The sequence below is a fragment of the Rhizobium sp. WSM409 genome (assembly GCF_057653825.1).
On sequence record NZ_JBYGKP010000002.1, the window covers coordinates 234,030 to 252,700 of the forward strand.

Consider the following 18,671-nt stretch of genomic DNA (forward strand, 5'->3'; position numbering starts at 1 on the left):
TTTCGAGACCGCCGCCGAAATAATCAGGCCACGTCCGGCAAGCCGCCGATAAGCTTGTCAAGCGTCAGCGGATAGTGCCGAACCCTGACGCCGGTCGCGTTATAGACGGCGTTGGCGATTGCTGCCGCGACGCCGCAAAGGCCAAGCTCGCCGACGCCCTTGGCCTTCATCGGCGAGGACATCGGATCGGTCTCGTCCATGAAGATTACCTCCTGGTGCGGAATGTCGGCATGCACCGCCACTTCGTAGCTGGCGAGATCGTGGTTGACGAAGAAGCCGCGGCGGGTGTCGACCGCCAATTCCTCGGACAGTGCGCCGCCGGCCCCCATCGTCATCGCGCCGATGACCTGGCTGCGGGCGGTGATCGGGTTGAGGATGCGGCCCGCCGCGCAGACTGCGAGCATCCTGCGAATACGGCTTTCTCCCGTAGCAATGTCGACGCCAACCTCCACGAAGTGTGCGCCGAATGTCGATTGCTGATGCGTCTCGGTAAGCTCTCCCCACTTGATGGTGTCCTCGCCGACAAGACCCTCCGGACCGGCGGCTTCGGCAAGAGGCACCGAACGATTGCCCGAGCGGACCGCGCCATTCTCGAAGATGACGTCTTCGGAGTTGAAGCCGAGCTTCTTGGCGATTGCCTCACGCAGCTTGACACAGGCTGCGTAGACGCCGGACGTGGAGGAATTCGCACCGAACTGTCCGCCGGAACCAGCAGAAACCGGAAAACGCGAGTCGCCAAGTTGGACGGCGACCTTGTCGATCGCAACCCCCATCATCTCGGCGGCAGTCTGGGCGATGATCGTGTAGCTGCCGGTCCCGATGTCGGTCATGTCGGTTTCGACAGTCACGACGCCTTCCCGGTCAAGCTTTACCCTTGCTCCTGAAGGAAGGACGAGGTTGTTGCGGAAGGCGGCGGCAACGCCCATGCCGACCAGCCAGTTGCCGTCACGCCTGGAACCGGGCTTCCCCCGGTTACTCCAGCCAAACCGCTCCGCACCGAGCGTGAGGCAGCCGATGAGATTGCGCTGGGAAAAAGGCCGCTGCGGCTTTTCCGGATCGACCTGCGTGTCGTTGACGATCCGAAACTGCACAGGATCGATCCCAACTTTTTCGGCAATCTCGTCGATGGCGATTTCGAGCGCCATCAATCCGGGGGCTTCGCCCGGAGCGCGCATGGCGTTGCCCTCCGGGAGGTCGAGTGTCGCCAGCCGCATCGCGGTCATCCGGTTCGCCCCTGCATAGAGAAGACGGGTCTGATTGACAGCGGTCTCAAGCTGGCCGCCGGGTTGGTCGCCCGACCAGCTTTCGTGCGCTATGGCGGTGATCTTGCCGTCACGCTCGGTTCCAATGCGGATCCGCTGGATCGTCGCCGGCCGGTGGGTGGTGTTGTTCATGAGAAAGGGCCGGGGCAAGGCGACCTTGACGGGCCGCTTTGCCGCACGCGCGCCGACAACGGCCAGCACGGCATCCGCCCGCAGGAACAGCTTGCCGCCGAAGCCGCCGCCGATGAAGGGCGACATGAGGCGGATCTTCTCCTTGTCGATGTCGAGCGTCGTCGCAAGGTCGGAGCGCCACCAGTCGATCATCTGGCTGGAGGTCCAGACGGTCACCTCTTCGCCGTTCCAGGCTGCGATCGATGCGTGCGGCTCCATCATCGCATGTGACTGGTCGGGCGTCGTGTAAGATGCGTCAACAGTGACGGGAGCTGACCTGAAGGCCGCCTCGAAGTCGCCGACCGCTGTATCGGGCTGCTGCGATTCATCCGGCTTGACGGCTGAATCCTTTGCCATGCCGAGATCGAACACACCCTTCTCCTCGGCATAGTCGACCTTGACCAGGGAGGCTGCGGCGCGTGCCTGCTCGAAGGTCTCGGCGACGATGACCGCAATTGCCTGGTGATAGTGCTGAATCTCGTCGCCGCCAAAAAGCTTGGCGGTGTTGAACTTGCCCTTCTTCCGCTCGCCGATGTCGAGCGTCGTCACGACGGCAAGCACACCCGGAGCCCTCTTGGCGGCGGACACGTCCATGGACGTGATGCGGCCCTTGGCGATGGCCGCACCGATGGGATAGCCGTAGGCGTAGGACATATTCGGATCGTGCCACTCATAGGCGTACATCGCGCGGCCGGTCGTCTTGAGCTGGCCGTCGATCCGATGGATCGGCTGACCGACCACCTTCAGATTATCGATCGGGTTGGTTGTCGCTGGCGTATCGAACTGCATGGCTCAACCCCTTGCTTCGGCGATGACCGCGCCGAGCGTGCGCTCGACCAGACGGACCTTGAAACGGTTCTGTTCGGTAGGACGGGCGCCGGCAAGAAGGACGTCTGCCGCCGCGCGCGCACCTTTCGGCAGCTCGGCTTCGGCTGCCTCGATGCGCCATGGCTTATGGGCGATGCCGCCGACGGCGACCCGCCCTGTACCATCCGGCTGGATCACGGCTCCGACCGAGACGAGTGCGAAGGCATAGGAGGCACGGTCTCGCACCTTGCGATAGATGTGCTTGCCGCCGAACGGGGGCGGCAGCAGGACCGCCGTGATAAACTCGCCGCGCTCGAGAACGGTTTCGATATCAGGCGTGTCGCCGGGCAATCGATGAAAGTCGGCGATCGCAATTGCGCGACGACTGCCGTCGGCCTTGACCGTTTCCACGACAGCATCGAGCGCCCGCATGGCGATCGCCATGTCACTCGGATGCGTGGCGATGCAAGCTTCGCTGGTGCCGACGACGGCATGCTGGCGGCTAAAGCCGCCGATGGCCGAACAGCCGCTGCCCGGCTGCCGCTTGTTGCACGGCTGGTTCGGGTCATAGAAATAGGGACAGCGCGTGCGCTGCAGGAGGTTGCCGGCCGTCGTCGCCTTGTTGCGCAGTTGCCCGGAGGCACCCGCGACCAAGGCGCGGGACAACAGACCATAGTCGCGGCGAACAGTCTCGTGCGCTGCAAGATCGGTGTTGCGGACCAAGGCGCCGATGCGCAGCCCGCCCCCCGGCGTGGGCTCGATCTTGTCGAGGCCGAGACCGTTGACGTCGATCAGATGCGTCGGCGTTTCGATCTCGAGCTTCATCAGGTCGAGGAGGTTGGTGCCGCCGGCGATGAATTTGGCTTCAGGATTGGAGGCTGCCGCCTTGGCAGCGGTCTCGACGGATGAGGCACGTTCGTAGGTGAAGGCTCTCATGCTTTTATCCCCGCGACTTCCGAAATGGCATCGATAATGTTGGAATAGGCGCCGCATCGACAGATATTGCCGCTCATGCGCTCGCGGATCTCGGCCGGAGTGACCGCCGCCTCAGCCGTAAGATCGCTGGTGACGTGGCTCGGTATGTTCGCCTTGATCTCTTCCAGCACCGCCACGGAGGAACAGATCTGTCCCGGCGTGCAGTAGCCGCACTGGAAGCCGTCATGCTTGACGAAGGCCGTCTGCATCGGATGAAGGTTTCCAGGCTGGCCGAGGCCCTCGATCGTGGTGATCTGATCGCCTTCGTGCATGACCGCCAGCGTCAGGCAGGAGTTGATGCGGTGGCCGTCGACCATGACGGTGCATGCACCGCACTGGCCGTGGTCGCATCCCTTTTTCGTGCCTGTGAGATGCAGGTTCTCGCGCAACGCGTCGAGCAGCGACGTTCTGTTGTCGACCTCGAGATCGCGGTTCTGACCGTTAACCGTGAAGGAAACTTTCGATGTATAGGCCATGTCATTTCCTGGGGGCTGCGCCGCCGCGGGCGCGACGGCTCCGGTGACCGCAATCGCTGCGGCCGACGAGATAAGTAGATCTCGACGGGAAAGTTCCAGTTGTGTCTGGCTTGGCATGAACTGTTCCACCTTGCTCGTTGGACATGGGCGCGTCAACGCCGTCTGCTGAGGTAGTGCATCTCCGCCGTCTGATTAGGTCCCTTCCGTTGCATACGGTTATCGATCTGGCTCATGAATTCCCCGGGCCGCGGTCATAAGATGCCGCGAACCACATCTTCAATGAAGTTGGCTTGAATGTGGAAGCGCCGGCGGAGTAACGCCCGTCGATGCGCGCGAAAAAAAGCAGCGCCATGCGCAAAAAATGATGCTTTTCGGGCTCATCATTATTCCCTACTCCCTATCGAAGCAGGTGACGAAAAGGGATGACCGGATGCCCACGCCGTTTTACTGGAACGAGCTCAATACATATGATTTTGCCGGCCTCTCTCCCGAGACCACGATTGCCGTTCTGCCCATCGCCTCGACGGAACAGCACGGCCCGCATCTGCCGATCGCAACGGATGTCGCCATCGCGACCGGCATGCTGGCGGAGCTGAAGCGGCAGCGGTCGGAGGATCTGGACATCCTGGTCCTTCCGACACAGGAGATCGGCAAGGCCAACGAACACATCTACGGCCCCGGCACGCTGTCGCTCAGTGCTGAGCTGCTCATCCCCGTCTGGACGGCGATTGGCGCAAAAGTTGCCGAAGCCGGGCTGCGGAAGATGGTGATCGTCAATTCCCACGGCGGCAATGTCGACATCATGAGCATCGTCGCGCGCGAACTGCGCGTGCGCCAGCAAATGGCGGTGGTCTCCACGCAATGGGGCCGCTTCGGTCATCCGGAAGGCATGGTGAGCGATCACGAGAGCAAATACGGCATCCACGGCGGCGATGTCGAAACATCGTTGATGCTGCACTTCCGCCCCGAGCTGGTGCGCATGGACAAGGCGCAGAACTTTGCCTCCAAGGCCGAAGGGATGCGGCAGCAATCCAAATTTCTTCAGCCTCTGCCGCCGCATTCGCTGGCCTGGATCGCGCATGACCTCAATCCCCTCGGCGTTGTCGGCGATGCCTCGATCGCCACGGCTGAAAAGGGCGAGGCGATCTGCCGCCATCAGGTCAAGGGGTTTGTCGAGCTGCTCCGGGATCTCAAGGCCTATCCGCTTTCGAATCTCTATGTGAAATAGGTTCAGCCGCCGGTTTCACATCCGGTGGGATATGACCCTTGGCCTGCAATTCCTGCACCAGGCCGAGCAGTTCGGCGAGCAGATATTCGACGAAAAGGCTGGTGGCCGCGTCAAGGGGCGCGCGGGCGCGGGCAAACAGCTTCATCTGCTGGTAACGCGCATGGGGCTCGGCGATCGGCCGGAAGACGAGTTCACCGCGCCGGCATTCGGTGATGACGTCGAGCGGATTGAGCAGCGTCAGCCCGGTGCCGCATTTGACGAGCTGCTTCAGCATCTCCGATGCATTGGTTTCCAGCACCGGCTCGACCGAGATCGGCAGGCGCGCAAAAGCAAGGTTGATCACCTCGCGCAGGCTGGTCCCCGGCTGCGCCAGAACCAGTTTTTCCTGGGTGACATCGGCAAGGTTGATCGGCCCGGGACCGATCAGGTGATGCCCTGGCGGCAGCACGACACCGATCGGGATATCGAAATTTCCAAGCGTGCGGATGCCCGGAGTGGCGGGGATGTTGAAGCCGAGACCGATATCCACCTCGCCTGATACAACGGGGCTGGCCGTCGTGCCGCCGGTATCGTTGCGCAGCTGGACGAAGACGCGCGGATGCTCTGAAAGAAAGCGCGCGATGATTTCGGGCAGCGGCCCGGCGGCAAGCCCAACGGTCGTCACCATGCGCACCTTGCCGGCCTGCTGCATCTTGAGGCTGCGGATGCGCCCCTCCAGGCGCTCGTAATTCTTCAGCACGTCCCGGATATGTTCGATGCAGAGTTCGCCGGCAGCCGTCAGCCGCAGGCCACGCGGCAACCGCTCGAAAAGCGGCGCCCCGATCTCCTCCTCCAGCGCCAGAATCTGCCTGTTAACCGCCGATGACGCCACGTTGAGGCGCGCGGCCGCCTTGCGGATCGAACCGCAACGGGCGATCTCGTTGATGTAAAGAAGGCGTCTGGAGTGCAGCATGGTCTCTCCGATGCATAAATTTTGCGCAGGGCGCACAAATTATTTTCAGCTTTCCGACAGATGCCGAAAAGGCATCAATGCGCACGAATTTTGATGCTTTTCAAAGCGCATGGCAATGGCTCAAATTCCCTCAAAAGGGAGCCAGTAAGGTCTCCCTCGGCCACAAAAAGGGGAACTGCCGACCATGTTGAAAGCACAGACGAAGATGCAATTCCTGGGCTGCCTCGGCCTCGCCTCGATGCTTGCGGCTGCCTCACCGGCGCTTGCCCTCGACAAGGTGAGCTACGGGACGAACTGGCTTGCCCAGGCGGAGCATGGCGGCTTCTACCAAGCCGTCGCCGACGGCACCTATGCAAAATACGGCCTCGACGTCACCATCGTCCAGGGCGGCCCGAATGCTGCAAACAGCGCCCTGCTGATCTCCGGCAAGCTCGATTTCTACATGGGCGGCCCTCAGGGAGAGATATCCGCCGTCGAACAGGGCATTCCGCTGGTCGATGTCGCCGCGATCTTCCAAAAGGATCCGCAGGTACTGATCGCCCATCCGGACAACGGCGTCGACAAGTTCGAGGACCTCGCCAAGCTGAAAACGCTGTTCCTCAGCAAGGACGGCTATCTCACCTATTTCGAGTGGATGAAGGCCAACTTCAAAGGCTTCAAGGACGAGCAGTACAAGCCCTATAACTTCAGTCCCGCCCCCTTCCTCGCAGACAAGGAGTCTGCCCAGCAGGGGTACCTGACCTCCGAACCCTACGAGATCCAGAAGCAGGCAGGCTTCGAGCCAAAGGTCTTCCTGCTCGCCGACAACGGCTACTCACCCTATTCGACGATGATCACGACCACGCAGGCGACGATCGATGGCAAGCCCGACGTCGTGCAGCGCTTCGTCGATGCCTCGATCGAGGGCTGGTACAATTACCTCTACGGCGACAACACCAAGGCGAACGCGCTGATCAAGAAGGACAATCCTGAAATAACGGACGGCCAGATCGCCTATTCGGTCACCAAGATGAAGGAATACGGCATCATCGAATCCGGCGACAGCCTGGACAAGGGCATCGGCTGCATCACCGACGCCCATTACAAGAAGTTCTTCGACGAGATGACTGCTATCAAGGTCTTCAAGACCGACACCGACTATACCAAGGCCTTCACGACGAAGTTCGTCTGCAAGGGCGCCGGAATAGCGCTGAAGAAATAAGCCTCCCAGGCCAGGTCCGCCGCTCGTCTGGCGGCGGACCGCACTCCTTCGATAAATGAGCGAGAAAATGTCCCTAGCCGAAACCAAGGCGGCGCCTTCCAAGGAGGCGAGAAAGCGGCCACTGGTCGTCATGCAGTCGGTGTCGAAGGTCTTTTCCAGCGGCACGACAGCGCTCTCGGGCATGTCGTTGACCGTCGAAAGTGGCGAATTCATCAGCCTGCTTGGCCCCTCGGGCTGCGGCAAGTCCACGGCGCTGCGCATCATCGCCGGCCTTGGCGACATCACCGCGGGCAAGATCGACTGGCCGAGTTCACGGATCAATTCCAAGGGCCTGCCTGAAGGTGATATCGGCTTCGTCTTTCAAGAGCCGACGCTGATGCCGTGGAAGACCGTTTTCGGCAACGTCTACCTGCCGCTGAAACTGCGCGGGATCTCCAAGGCGGAAGCCCGCGGCCGAATCACCGAAGCGCTGGCGACCGTCAGCCTCCAGGATTTCGCCGATGCCTATCCGCGCGAACTCTCCGGCGGCATGAAGATGCGCGTGTCGATCGCCCGCGCGCTGGTGACCAAGCCGAAGCTGCTGCTGATGGACGAGCCTTTCGCCGCACTCGACGAGATCACCCGCCAGAAACTCAACGACGACGTGCTGCGGCTGTGGAAGGCGACCGGCATTACGGTGATCTTCGTGACGCATTCGGTATTTGAATCCGCTTATCTCTCGAACCGCATCGTGGTGATGAAGGCGAGGCCCGGCCGCGTGCATGCCGATTTTCCGCTGACCACCAGCCTTGAGCGGGATTCGCATTATCGAACCTCGGAACAATATCGGCAGGCCTGCGAAAAAGCGTCTCGTTCGCTGATCGAGGCGATGGGCGGATCGGAGGATCACTGATGAGCGTCGAAAGCATCGAAACCGCAGAAGCCGCATCTCCGCCCGGCTCCCGACCGGCGAACGCCCGGCGGCGTGAGTTAGCCCTGCGCATTGCCGTGCCTTTCCTCGTCATCACCGTGCTCATCATCGCCTGGGAGCTTTACGTGGTGCTCTCGGACGTTCCGCCATACATCCTGCCCGGTCCCGGCGCGGTGGCTGCGGCCTTCATCAATGATTGGGGCACGCTGGCGCCGGCCCTCTGGGTCACGACCAAGATCACCTTCATCTCGCTGATGCTGGCGCTGATTGGCGGCGTGGGGTTTGCAATCTTCCTGGTGCAATCGCGCTGGATCGAGATCGCCTTCTATCCGCTCGCCGTTATCCTGCAGGTGACGCCGATCGTGGCGATCTCGCCGCTGATCCTGATCTACGCTCCCTCCACGCAGGTCGCGCTTCTCATATGCGCCTTCCTCGTCGCGTTCTTCCCGATCCTGTCGAACATGGTGCAGGGCCTGAAGAGCGTCGACCATAATCTGATCAACCTCTTTGAGCTTTACGGCGCCTCGCGCTGGCAGACGCTGCTCTTTCTCAAACTGCCTGCCGCCCAGCCCTATTTCATGACCGGTCTTCGCATCGGCGGCGGCCTCGCACTGATCGCCGCCGTCGTCGCCGAATTTGCCGCAGGATCCGCCGGTGCCGGCTCCGGCCTCGCCTTCCGCCTGCTCGAAGCGCAGTACCGGATGAACATCCCGCGGCTCTTCGCCGCCCTCTTGATGCTCTCCATGCTTGGCGTAGCGATCTTCGGCCTCACCACCCTCATTGCCTGGCTGAGCCTTCATCGCTGGCATGAAAGCAGCATCAAACGGGAAAACTAATGACCTATTCCTTCATATCCCCGCCGAATGCGGCCCGCTTCGTGTTGAGCAACGCGACAGTGCCCGCCGTCACCGTCGAGCATGTCGACGTGCCGGTCACCGAAGGGCTGGCCACGGTCGATATCGTCATCAGCGACGGCATGGTTGCCGCCATTCGGCCGGCCGGCGCCGCACCCGCCGATTATGCCAGGATCGATCTCAAGGACGGCATGGTCTGGCCGTGCTTTGCCGATATCCATACTCATCTCGACAAAGGCCATATCTGGCCGCGCCAGGCCAATCCCGACGGCAGCTTCATGGGCGCGCTCGATGCCGTCAGGGCCGACCGGGAAGCAAACTGGTCGGCCGCAGACGTCAAACGGCGGATGGAATTCTCGCTCCGCTCCGCCTATGCCCATGGCACCAGCCTGATCCGTACGCACCTGGACTCGCTTGCGCCACAGCATCGCATCTCATTCGAGGTTTTTGCCGAAATCCGGGATACCTGGAAGGACAGGATTGCATTGCAGGCGGTCGCCCTCTTCCCGCTGGATGCCATGGCAGACAGCGCCTTCTTTGCCGATCTCGTCACAACAATCCGGCAGAACGGCGGCCTGCTTGGCGGCGTCACCAGGATGGGGCCGGAGCTTGTCTGGCAGCTTGACACGCTCTTCAGGACCGCCTGGGAGCATGGCCTGGATATCGATCTGCATGTCGACGAGACGGATGATCGCGGCGCCGAGACGCTGAAGGCAATCGCCGAGGCCGTGCTGCGCAACGGGTTCGAGGGCAAGGTCACCGCCGGCCATTGTTGCTCGCTCGCCCGCCAGGACGAAGACACCGCCGCGCGCACCGTCGAATTGGTCGCCAAGGCAGGTATCGCGGTCATCGCGCTACCGATGTGCAACATGTATCTGCAGGATCGCTATCCCGGCCGCACCCCGCGCTGGCGCGGCGTCACGCTGTTCCAGGAGCTGGCCGCCGCCGGTGTCGCGACCGCGGTCGCATCCGACAATACCCGTGACCCCTTCTATGCCTATGGTGATCTCGATCCGGTGGAGGTTTTCCGTGAGGCCGTGCGGATTCTGCATCTCGATCACCCGCTCGATACCGCCGCCCGTGTCGTCACCACCTCGCCCGCCGCCATCGTCGGGCGACCGGACAAGGGCCGTATCGCCGCCGGCGATCCTGCCGATCTCGTGCTCTTCAGCGCGCGGCGCTGGAGTGAATTCCTGTCCCGTCCGCAGTCTGACCGCGTCGTGCTTCGCCGCGGCAAGGTGATCGACCGCAGCCTGCCGGACTACCGTGAACTCGATAACGTCGTTGGAGCCTGACATGGCCGATTATCAAAAGATCAAAAAGGAACTCGAAGGCATCGCCGTCGAGGATAATCCGGCGCTGGTTCGCCAGAAGAGCCGGGATTTCTACTGGTATTCGCCTGTACTCAAAGCTCAGCTCGACAATGTGACGGCCGATCTCGTCGTTACGCCGAAGACCGAGGAAGAGGTCATCCGGACGCTGAAGGTCGCCTATGCCCATGGCGTACCGGTCACGCCGCGTGGCGCCGGCACCGGCAATTACGGCCAGGCCATGCCGCTTTCCGGTGGCATCGTTCTCAATCTTGCCGCCATGGACAAGATCAAGGAGATCCATCCCGGCCGTGTCGTCTGTGAGCCCGGCATCGTGCTTGCCCAACTCGACAAGCAGACCAAGGCCCATTCCGGCCAGGAGCTGCGCTTCCACCCCTCCACCGCCCAGACGGCGACGGTCGGCGGCTTCATCGCCGGCGGTTCCGGCGGCGTCGGGTCGATCACCTGGGGCGGCTTGCGCGACCTCGGCAACATCCTGCGCCTGCGCGTCGTCACCATGGAGGCCGAGCCGCGCGTGCTCGATCTCACCGGCTGGGATCTGCAGAAGGTGAGCCACGCCTACGGCACCAACGGCATCATCACCGAGATCGAGATGCCGCTTGCGCCCGCCTATGACTGGGTCGATGTGCTCGTCGGTTATGACGACTTCATGGAAGCGGTGCGCTTCTCCGATGCGCTGGCGAAATGCAACGGCATCCTGGTCAAGGAGATCGCGCCGATCGCCGCTCCCATTCCTTACGACTATTTCACCCGCCACAAGCCCTACATCCGTCAGGGCCAGTCGATCGTCGTGCTGATGATCGCGCCGCACTCCATGGATGCTTTTCTCGCCTTCACGGCGGCGCAGAAGGGCGAGATCATGTTCCGCTCCGACAAGGTGGAAAGCATGCGCGGCATTCCGCACGCCTACGAGCTTGCCTGGAACCACACGACATTGCGTGCGCTGAAGGTCGATCCGAGCTTCACCTATCTGCAGGTGCAATATCCGGGACCGGATCATGTCGCCAAAGTCCGCAAGATGGTCGAAATCTTCGGTGACGAAGTACCGGGTCATCTCGAATTCATCAAATTCGACGGCCAGATCCAGTGCTCCGGGCTGCCGCTGGTGCGCTATACCACCGAAGAGCGGCTGGAGGAGATCATCAAGATCCATCAGGACAATGGTTGCCCGATCTTCAACCCGCACCGCTATACGCTCGAGGAAGGCGGCATGAAGCGCACCGACGCGGTGCAACTTGCCTTCAAGCAGGAAACCGATCCGAAGGGCCTGCTCAATCCCGGCAAGATGATTGCGTGGGACAATCCCGATTTCGATTTCAACGCCGGCAAGAATTATCTCTTCCCGGGCCTGGCAGCCGTCATGGAGGCTTCATGAGGGTTCTCGTCCTCCACTCTCACCCGGTCGAGGAAAGTTACGGCAAGGCGCTTTACCGGCAAACGGTCGAGAGCCTTGAGAAGGCCGGGCATATTGTGGACGCCTGCGACCTCTATGAAGAGCAGTTCGATCCGGTGCTCTCGCGCCACGACCGGCTCGTCTATCACGACTATCCGGAAAACCTGAAGCTGGTGGAATCGCATGTTGAAAGGTTGAGGGCGGCCGAGGGGCTGGTGATCTGCACCCCGATCTGGAACTTCGGCTTTCCGGCAATCCTGAAGGGATATTTCGACCGCGTCTGGCTGCCGGGCGTCTCCTTCGAACTCGTCAACGGCAAGGTGGAATCGCGGCTGCGCCACATCCGCAAGCTCGCAGCCGTCCTGACTTATGGCGCAACGCCCTTCCGGGCCTTTGCAGCCGGCAACCCGCCAAAGAAAATCGTCAAGCGCGTGCTGAGGGCGCAGATCAATCCGGTGAGGCCGGTGACGTTCCTCGCCCATTACGACATGAACAATTGCACGCCGGAGACGCGGTCAAAATTCCTGGCCCGCGTCGGAGGCGCGATGGAGCGATTCTAGAAAATTTTCGCAGCCGTCACTTCGACCTCGACGAGGAATTCCGAGCGGGTAAAGCCGCCGATAACGAGCAAGGTGGAAACCGGCTTCGGATCGAGCGTATAGCGATCCCGCACGGCCATATAGGCCGGGAAATCCTCCCGGCGGATGACGAAGCCCGAAATGCGGATGACGTCGGCAAAACTCATCTCCGCCTCTTCGAGGATCGCCTTGATCGCCTCGAAGCAGAGTTCCGCCTGAGCCGTGATGTCGCTCGGAACAGTATCGTCGAGACCGATACCCAGCTGGCCCGAGGTGACGAGCAGCGCTGCGCCGGGCGGCACCAGCAGGCCGTGATTGTAATTCCCAAAAGGCCGGCGCACCGAGGCCGGATTGAAGATCTTCTTCATCGATCGCTCTAGAATTCCTATAGGTCCGTAGATCCCGCGACCCTACAGGATGCGGCGGGATATGAGAATATCGCTGCCGCTCATGATAAGTTGCGAGGAATGATGTGGGACAACCCGCCGCGGAGGGGCCGAGGATCGTCCAGGCGCCAGTTCAATATCCACGGTACTTAGTCTGATGTCCGCCGCGCTTCATCTTTGTATCACGCGCCGCGAGGCGACCAAGTGGATGGGGCTGTTGCCTTCAAAGGCTCGTCCGCTGCGCTGCCCGTCCGCCGCGCCTCTGTCGCCGTCCAATTGAAACTGATTGACCAGATCCCGCAGCCGGCCTGCCTCGGAGGACAATGAGGCAACGGCAGCTGTCGATTGTTCGACCATCGCTGCATTTTGCTGGGTCGCTTGGTCCATCTGATTGACGGCCGTGTTGATCTCGGCAAGTCCAATCGATTGCTCGCGCGCCGATGTGGCAATCGCATCCATGAGTTGGTTAATCTGTATGACGTATTCACCGATCGACTTGAGCGACGTTCCGGTTTCGAGAACCAATTTCACGCCATTTTCCACATCGGTTGACGACTTTTGAATAAAGCCCTTGATCTCCTTGGCCGCTTGAGCGGCGCGCTGGGCGAGCTCACGGACTTCCTGGGCGACAACGGCAAAACCCTTGCCCGCCTCACCCGCACGGGCAGCCTCAACGCCAGCATTCAGCGCCAGGAGGTTCGTCTGGAAGGCGATTTCATCGATTGCACCAATGATGTTCGAAATCTGCTGTGAACTGTCTTCGATGCGGCGCATGGCCTGTTCCGCCTCAGAGACGACCGTTGCCGACCGCTGGGCACTGATATCGGCTTCTTTGGCCACGTTGCGTGCCTCGTCGGTGCGTTTGGTCGACATCGTCACATTCGAGGTGATCTCGTCCAAGGCTGCAGCCGTCTCCTCGAGAGAGGCAGCTTGTTGTTCAGTGCGTTTGGAAAGATCCTGCGCGGCAGATGCAATTTCACCGGTACCATTGTCGATGCTGTGTACCGTCTCGAGCACGGCGCCGATGGTCGCACCCAATTGCCGGAGCGAAGCGTTGAAGTCTTCGCGCAAGGCTTCGTATTCGGCCGCAAATTGCTCCGAAAGCTGGAAGGAAATGTCGCCTGCTGCAAGCCGCCGGAGGCCTCCGCCCAATGTCGTGGTCGCGAAGCGCAACTGTTCTGCCTCGCGTTCGGCGCGCTGTTGGGCTGCGGCGCGCGCTGCTTCGCTCTCGCTGCGGGATTCGGCGGCTTCCTTCTCCAGCCTGACGACGTTTAGGGCATTCTGACGGAAGATTTCAACCGCGCCGGCCATTTCGCCGACTTCGTCGGTGCGACCGGCATAGGGAATATCACTGTCGAGATCGCCATCCGACAAGCGCCTCATGGCCGAAGCGATGCTTCGGATTGGGTTAGCAATGCCCGATATCGCAAAGAATATGCCGGCAACGGCAAGAAGCACGGCCAGCGTTGCGATCGTGGCCGTCAGCATGAAAGCGGATTGTGCGGAAGCACCGCTCGCGGCCACGAAACCTTCGGCCTGGCCGAGAATGAAGGCGACCAGATCTGCAACCGCCTTGTTCATTAGCTCGGCTTGTGGCTCCATATTTTCCTTGAGGAGACGGATTGCTTCAGGCGTCTTCCCGTCATTTTCAGACGCGATCATTTGCTCTGCAAGCGCGCGATATTTGGCGAGTTCCGGCTTGATCTGATTGATCAGTTCGCGCCCCCGCTCGGTGCGGACGCCTTTTTCGTATTCGCCAACAACTGTGTCGAGCGCGGCGCCGGCTGCATCGATTTTTTGCTGTCCGACATTCCGCTCCTCCGCTGTATCCTCCAGGAGATACTGGGCATAGACCAATTTCAGGTCGAGGAAGTCATCCTTGATCTCCCGGGCCGTCACAAGCCGCTGCATCCAGAAGGTCCCGATCTGCTCGGTATTGGCACGAAGTGTCGAAATCGTGCTCAGCGAGATATAGGACAGGCCAACCATGAACAGACTGATGATCGACAGCTTTAAGATCAGGGCTTGTTTGATGCTCGGGCGCTTCATGCGGGTCTCCTCGGAGGTCTGGAACGACCGGCATGCCGGCTGATGCAAGATCTCGCGCCAGATTCAATAATTTAGTATTAACTAAACAATGATCCCGCTCTTTTTCCTGAAATCTTCTGAGCAGATCCATACTTCCGCGATTAATTAAACGACATGCGACTTAAAGTTCCTGGAAATCCAAGGAAATAGCAGCCATGGCGAGCGAAAATGGCAGCTCCATCAGGTCTCGATACCAAGAATGAATCGATCTCCATTGACCCGGCTTTGGACATCAATCGCCGTCAGGGCAAGAAACGTCGATCCGCTCACGCAGCCGTCCTGCCGTCCGCGACGGGAGATCCTGACGGGCAAGGCGGAGCTCTGCCGATCGATCGTGGGGCTTTGCCAGATGGCTTTCAGAACCTGAGGTTATCGTAGCGGGCGCCCCGGCGATCGAAGACCTGCCGGTGTTCGCCTATGTCGAAGCCGATGTCGTGACCGCGTTGATGGCCTTGAAGCCGCACCCGCCGGGCGCCGTCGAGATCGCGCTGATTGCGACGCGACCCGAATATCACGGTCGCGGCGCCGGACGCCATCTCGTCGATGCGGCAGAACGTTTCGGTCACGAATCGGGTGCGCGGCTGCTGACGGTCAAGACGCTCGCCCCGCGCGGCCGCGACGAACCGCAGTTCGAGGCGACGCGGCGCTTCTATGACCGGAACGGCTTCGTGCGGGCTGAGGTCTTTGCAAACCTCTGGCACGAGGACCATCCATGCCTGTTCATGGTCAAGCCGCTCGCTGGTGTCCAGGTAGGTGAGGCTACGCTTTGAGACGACGGGATTTTCTGCTTGGCGCGCATTTGCAATAACTGGCGCGCAAGGCACCCGTCTCTGCGCGCGGTGGACGATAGGAGCTAGTGGCGCCCCTCCGGCAGCGGGCAGGCTTCGCCGCAGCCGCCGACGCCCGGCAGGTTATAGCGCAGGCAGCAGACTTTCCGGCGCACGAATTCGAGCCCGCATTGCTGGCGCGCAATGCGGATCATGCCGAACATCGGGTTGCGCCCGACGCCCGGCCATTGAGCTTCTTCCAGCAGCGCCAGGCCACCTTCGACGAGGAGGGGCTCATGGCGATGAGCGATCTCCTTCAGAATCCAGGAGAGATAGGCCGCGACATTGTTCCAGAGAAGCTTCGGCGCGACGCCGGCATTGGCGGCGATCGCCGCGATGACGGGCTCGGCGTGACCGAGCATCAGCCGGTGAAGCTCGCCGGCCGGGTCAGTCGTCACCTCGGGCCTGCCGGACATCAAGAATGCTTCCGGTTCGCCTGTCTGGTCGGTACAGACGAGCGATAGGCGGTCGATTTCTAGCGGCAGCCCGATGTGGTGCACGAACAAATGGACGCTGGGGGCGATGGTCAGCATGCTGAAGTAGTAGAGCGTCCACATCGAGACGATCGCACGACGGTCGCTGCGGGGAAATTTTTGCGCATACCGGCCAATGATCTCGTCGAAGATCGCCCGGTCGCAAAGATCTCTGCAGGAAACGACGATACCCGTCTGCGGCGGGGAATCGAGCAGCTTGCCGCGGCAATAAGAGAACGGTCCGTCGCCCACCAGTCCGTCGAGGTTGACGGTCTGGTGGGCGACAGGATGGTCAGCGATCAAGGTCGGGCGCTGGAGCGCCCCGTTTGTCTCCATTGCCGTGCCTTACCACCGGTATTTCAGGGTGCCGGTAATGTTACGGCCCTGGCCGAGATAGCAGAAGCCCTCATTGCAGACAGTGTCGCGTTCGTCGGCAATGTTGCGGATATTGAAGGCGGCCGTCAGGCCCTCATATTTCTTGTCGACCGCGCCGAAATCATAAGCGGCGGACGCATCGACGTAGAAACCCGAAGGGTTTTTCGAAGTATTGGCGGTATCCGTCCAGTTCTCGCTGACGTAACGGACACCCGCGCCGACCGACAGCCCGTTGAACGGATTCATTTCCTGGAACGTATAGTTGGCCCAGAGACTTGCGACATGCGATGGGGTCACAGCCGGCGTGTTGCCCTCGTTTTCACCACCTCCGGTCACCTCGGAATGGTTGTAGGTGTAGGCTGCGATGAGATCCAGGCCATCGGCGACTGCCGCGCGGGCTTCAAGCTCGATGCCCGTTCCCGTCACCTCGCCGAGCGAGTTATAGGCAAGGGTCAGGGGATTGGCCAACACCGGCTTGTTCTTTTCGACGATGTGATAGGCGACCGCCGATAACAGGATATCGGTGCCGGGCGGCTGGTACTTCACGCCAAGTTCGTATTGTTCGCCCTCCGTCGGCTCCAGGATCTTGCCGGATGCCGACCGGTTGGTCACGGGATCGAAAGAGGTCGCATAGGAAACGAATGGCGCGATGCCGTTGTCGAAGCGGTAAAGCGCGCCGGTCTGCCAGGAGAGGGCATTCTTGCTGACGTCTTCGGAGGCGTTCAACCCCAAAGAGGTATAGGTCGTGTCACGCGTCTGGTTCACCCAGGTCTGGCGGCCGCCGAGATTGAAGCGCCAGTTGCCGGCCTCGATCTGGTCCATGGCGTAAACACCGACCTGCCGCATGTCGGCATCGGCTACGATGAAGTTATAGGCCGGCGTGGCGCCTGACACGCCATAGGTCGGATTGGCGATATCGAAATCGAATGCCGGGTTGACGGCGCCGATGCCGTAGCCCCAGTTCGACTGGAGATTGGTGTAGTCGAGCCCGAAGAGCATCGTGTGGGCAATCGGGCCTGTATCGAACTTCGCCTCGAGCTGGTTGTCGACCTGGAAGACGTTCATCTCGTCCCGGATCGAGCTGGCGTTGCGATGCGCGACGGTCCCGGTCCAGCTGGAAACGCCGAGGTAGCGAGCGCGAAGATCGAGATGCGAGTAACGCAGGTTATGCCGGAACGTCAGGCCGTTGTCGAATTCATGCTCGAACTGATAGCCGACCTGCTGCTGCTTGACCTTCTGGTAGTCGTAATCGGGATCGCTCTGCCTAATGTCGAGTATTCGGCCGTCCAGTGTCGTGATCGCGCCGACATTGGAGTCGGTCTCGTCGGCCTGCACCAGACCGTACAGCGTGAAGGTCGTGCCCTCGTCAGGTTTCCAGGTAAAGGACGGTGCCAGGAAATAGCGGTCGTCGGCAATATCGAAATTGGTGTCGCCGTGACGGGCAAGGCCGACGATGCGATAGAGAAAATCGTCATTTCCTTCGCTGATCGGCCCGCCGAAATCGAACATCGCCTGAGCCCGATCCTTGGTGCTGTAGGAGATACCGACTTCGTGGATCGGCTCTTCGGTCGGAAGCTTCGATATCTTGTTGACGAGGCCGCCCGGCGATCCGGAGCCGTAGAGAACGGATACTGGTCCCTTGATCACCTCGACGCGCTGCAACTGATAGGGATCGGTGCGGAACATGCCGTAATTGATATAGGGTTGACGCAAGCTGTCACGGTAGTCGCCAACCGTCGTAACGTTGAAGCCGCGAATGAAGATCTGGTCGAAGCGCGGATCGAACCCGTTCGGTCCGGTTGTCACGCCGGCCGAATAGCGCACTGCCTCGATGATGCTCTGGGCGCCACGCTGCTCGATTTCCCTCTCCGTGGTCACCGAGACCGAACGCGGCGTCTCGACGAGCGGCGTGTTGATCTTGGTCGCGGCCGAACTGTTCTTGGCAGCAACGGACGTCCGGTCGGACTTGCTATCAGAGGATGCACCTTGAATGACGATCGGCTCCAGCGTCGTCGCGCTGCCATCTGTCGATGCGCTCTGAGCTAAAGCCGGCGATGCTGCAACGCCGATCAGGAGGATCGCTGTCGCGACAAATAGGCTATCGTTATAAATTCGCGATACATTATTAGAAACATTCAAAAAAACACGCGCCATTGCTTGGTCCCGACACCACCGATGCGGGCGGAACCTATGGAGCGAAATTGGCCCTGTCAACATAAGATGATTATTTAAATCATCTATTAATCTGCAAGAATCCACGCTTTCGAGTCACCCGAATAGGTTGCACGTAGAATTGGGGCCATGACGTCCCGTGCAGATAAATTGCCAACCTGCCGGTCTTGATGGGTCGAGATTGCGGGATGGCTCGGCAATCGTCAGCCGCT

The 18,671-nt window shown here is 60.8% G+C and carries 15 protein-coding genes and 1 pseudogene; 8 read left to right on the plus strand and 8 right to left on the minus strand.

Going from position 1 to position 18,671, the window contains the following annotated elements; genetic code table 11:
* Positions 1–23: 23 nt before the first annotated feature.
* Genes paoC through paoA form a run of 3 tightly spaced genes read right to left on the minus strand, consistent with a single transcriptional unit; the run spans position 24 to position 3,820 of the window.
* Entirely contained in the window at positions 24–2,222 is a 2,199-nt protein-coding gene (paoC, locus tag AC25BC_RS24655; RefSeq protein ID WP_487778571.1) for an aldehyde oxidoreductase molybdenum-binding subunit PaoC, read from the minus strand.
* 3 nt (positions 2,223–2,225) lie between these two features.
* Positions 2,226–3,176, minus strand: coding sequence for an FAD binding domain-containing protein (locus AC25BC_RS24660; RefSeq protein ID WP_012755145.1), 951 nt, complete (start codon positions 3,174–3,176; stop codon positions 2,226–2,228).
* A complete protein-coding gene (paoA, locus tag AC25BC_RS24665) occupies positions 3,173–3,820 on the minus strand; it encodes an aldehyde dehydrogenase iron-sulfur subunit PaoA (protein WP_128438861.1) in 648 nt (215 codons plus the stop codon). The genes AC25BC_RS24660 and paoA overlap by 4 nt, the downstream gene beginning before the upstream one ends.
* A gap of 232 nt (positions 3,821–4,052) precedes the next feature.
* On the opposite strand from paoA, the gene AC25BC_RS24670 reads away from it, so the two are divergent.
* Positions 4,053–4,919 (plus strand): creatininase family protein, encoded by an 867-nt coding sequence (locus AC25BC_RS24670; RefSeq protein ID WP_012755147.1) that lies wholly within the window; start codon positions 4,053–4,055, stop codon positions 4,917–4,919.
* Here the strand turns inward: AC25BC_RS24670 and AC25BC_RS24675 are convergent.
* Positions 4,882–5,871: a LysR family transcriptional regulator gene (locus tag AC25BC_RS24675; protein ID WP_003562367.1), complete on the minus strand. Its 990-nt coding sequence runs from the start codon at positions 5,869–5,871 to the stop codon at positions 4,882–4,884. The genes AC25BC_RS24670 and AC25BC_RS24675 overlap by 38 nt on opposite strands.
* 184 nt (positions 5,872–6,055) lie before the next feature.
* Here AC25BC_RS24675 and AC25BC_RS24680 point away from each other — a divergent pair, with 184 nt between their 5' ends.
* The 6 genes from AC25BC_RS24680 (at position 6,056) to AC25BC_RS24705 (ending at position 12,120) form a co-directional block, all read left to right on the plus strand.
* Positions 6,056–7,072: an ABC transporter substrate-binding protein gene (locus AC25BC_RS24680; RefSeq protein ID WP_012755148.1), complete on the plus strand. Its 1,017-nt coding sequence runs from the start codon at positions 6,056–6,058 to the stop codon at positions 7,070–7,072.
* A gap of 67 nt (positions 7,073–7,139) precedes the next feature.
* Entirely contained in the window at positions 7,140–7,964 is an 825-nt protein-coding gene (locus AC25BC_RS24685; RefSeq protein WP_012755149.1) for an ABC transporter ATP-binding protein, read from the plus strand.
* Positions 7,964–8,818, plus strand: coding sequence for an ABC transporter permease (locus tag AC25BC_RS24690; protein ID WP_012755150.1), 855 nt, complete (start codon positions 7,964–7,966; stop codon positions 8,816–8,818). Before AC25BC_RS24685 ends, AC25BC_RS24690 begins: the two co-directional genes overlap by 1 nt.
* Entirely contained in the window at positions 8,818–10,131 is a 1,314-nt protein-coding gene (locus tag AC25BC_RS24695; RefSeq protein WP_128438800.1) for a cytosine deaminase, read from the plus strand. The genes AC25BC_RS24690 and AC25BC_RS24695 overlap by 1 nt, the downstream gene beginning before the upstream one ends.
* A gap of 1 nt (position 10,132) precedes the next feature.
* Positions 10,133–11,542, plus strand: coding sequence for an FAD-binding oxidoreductase (locus tag AC25BC_RS24700; protein ID WP_012755152.1), 1,410 nt, complete (start codon positions 10,133–10,135; stop codon positions 11,540–11,542).
* On the plus strand, positions 11,539–12,120 hold the full coding sequence (locus tag AC25BC_RS24705) for an NAD(P)H-dependent oxidoreductase (protein ID WP_128438799.1): 582 nt from the start codon (positions 11,539–11,541) through the stop codon (positions 12,118–12,120). The genes AC25BC_RS24700 and AC25BC_RS24705 overlap by 4 nt, the downstream gene beginning before the upstream one ends.
* Here the strand turns inward: AC25BC_RS24705 and AC25BC_RS24710 are convergent.
* Together AC25BC_RS24710 and AC25BC_RS24715 are read right to left on the minus strand one after the other, a co-directional pair.
* Complete coding sequence (locus AC25BC_RS24710) at positions 12,117–12,506, minus strand: RidA family protein (protein ID WP_012755154.1); 390 nt, start codon at positions 12,504–12,506, stop codon at positions 12,117–12,119. The two genes, AC25BC_RS24705 and AC25BC_RS24710, sit on opposite strands and share 4 nt — an antisense overlap.
* Before the next feature lie 189 nt (positions 12,507–12,695).
* The gene (locus AC25BC_RS24715; RefSeq protein WP_012755155.1) at positions 12,696–14,573 is read right to left on the minus strand and encodes a HAMP domain-containing methyl-accepting chemotaxis protein; all 1,878 of its coding nucleotides are present in this window, start codon (positions 14,571–14,573) and stop codon (positions 12,696–12,698) included.
* Positions 14,574–14,847: 274 nt separating this feature from the next.
* Here AC25BC_RS24715 and AC25BC_RS24720 point away from each other — a divergent pair.
* Positions 14,848–15,382, plus strand: a pseudogene (locus AC25BC_RS24720) (GNAT family N-acetyltransferase).
* An 83-nt stretch (positions 15,383–15,465) separates the two neighbouring features.
* Here the strand turns inward: AC25BC_RS24720 and fhuF are convergent.
* Entirely contained in the window at positions 15,466–16,248 is a 783-nt protein-coding gene (gene fhuF, locus AC25BC_RS24725) for a siderophore-iron reductase FhuF (RefSeq protein ID WP_128438798.1), read from the minus strand.
* 9 nt (positions 16,249–16,257) lie between these two features.
* The gene (locus AC25BC_RS24730) at positions 16,258–18,441 is read right to left on the minus strand and encodes a TonB-dependent siderophore receptor (RefSeq protein WP_012755157.1); all 2,184 of its coding nucleotides are present in this window, start codon (positions 18,439–18,441) and stop codon (positions 16,258–16,260) included.
* Positions 18,442–18,671 lie beyond the last annotated feature (230 nt).

Excerpts from the sequence above, each read along its gene's own strand:
- AC25BC_RS24685 (WP_012755149.1), top strand. The coding sequence starts at position 7,140 with ATGTCCCTAGCCGAAACCAAGGCGGCGCCTTCCAAGGAGGCGAGAAAG.
- fhuF (WP_128438798.1), bottom strand. The coding sequence starts at position 16,248 with ATGGAGACAAACGGGGCGCTCCAGCGCCCGACCTTGATCGCTGACCAT.
- AC25BC_RS24710 (WP_012755154.1), bottom strand. The coding sequence starts at position 12,506 with ATGAAGAAGATCTTCAATCCGGCCTCGGTGCGCCGGCCTTTTGGGAAT.
- AC25BC_RS24680 (WP_012755148.1), top strand. The coding sequence starts at position 6,056 with ATGTTGAAAGCACAGACGAAGATGCAATTCCTGGGCTGCCTCGGCCTC.
- AC25BC_RS24670 (WP_012755147.1), top strand. The coding sequence starts at position 4,053 with ATGATGCTTTTCGGGCTCATCATTATTCCCTACTCCCTATCGAAGCAG.
- AC25BC_RS24660 (WP_012755145.1), bottom strand. The coding sequence starts at position 3,176 with ATGAGAGCCTTCACCTACGAACGTGCCTCATCCGTCGAGACCGCTGCC.
- paoC (WP_487778571.1), bottom strand. The coding sequence starts at position 2,222 with ATGCAGTTCGATACGCCAGCGACAACCAACCCGATCGATAATCTGAAG.
- AC25BC_RS24715 (WP_012755155.1), bottom strand. The coding sequence starts at position 14,573 with ATGAAGCGCCCGAGCATCAAACAAGCCCTGATCTTAAAGCTGTCGATC.
- AC25BC_RS24700 (WP_012755152.1), top strand. The coding sequence starts at position 10,133 with ATGGCCGATTATCAAAAGATCAAAAAGGAACTCGAAGGCATCGCCGTC.
- AC25BC_RS24695 (WP_128438800.1), top strand. The coding sequence starts at position 8,818 with ATGACCTATTCCTTCATATCCCCGCCGAATGCGGCCCGCTTCGTGTTG.
- AC25BC_RS24705 (WP_128438799.1), top strand. The coding sequence starts at position 11,539 with ATGAGGGTTCTCGTCCTCCACTCTCACCCGGTCGAGGAAAGTTACGGC.
- AC25BC_RS24690 (WP_012755150.1), top strand. The coding sequence starts at position 7,964 with ATGAGCGTCGAAAGCATCGAAACCGCAGAAGCCGCATCTCCGCCCGGC.
- AC25BC_RS24675 (WP_003562367.1), bottom strand. The coding sequence starts at position 5,871 with ATGCTGCACTCCAGACGCCTTCTTTACATCAACGAGATCGCCCGTTGC.
- AC25BC_RS24730 (WP_012755157.1), bottom strand. The coding sequence starts at position 18,441 with ATGGCGCGTGTTTTTTTGAATGTTTCTAATAATGTATCGCGAATTTAT.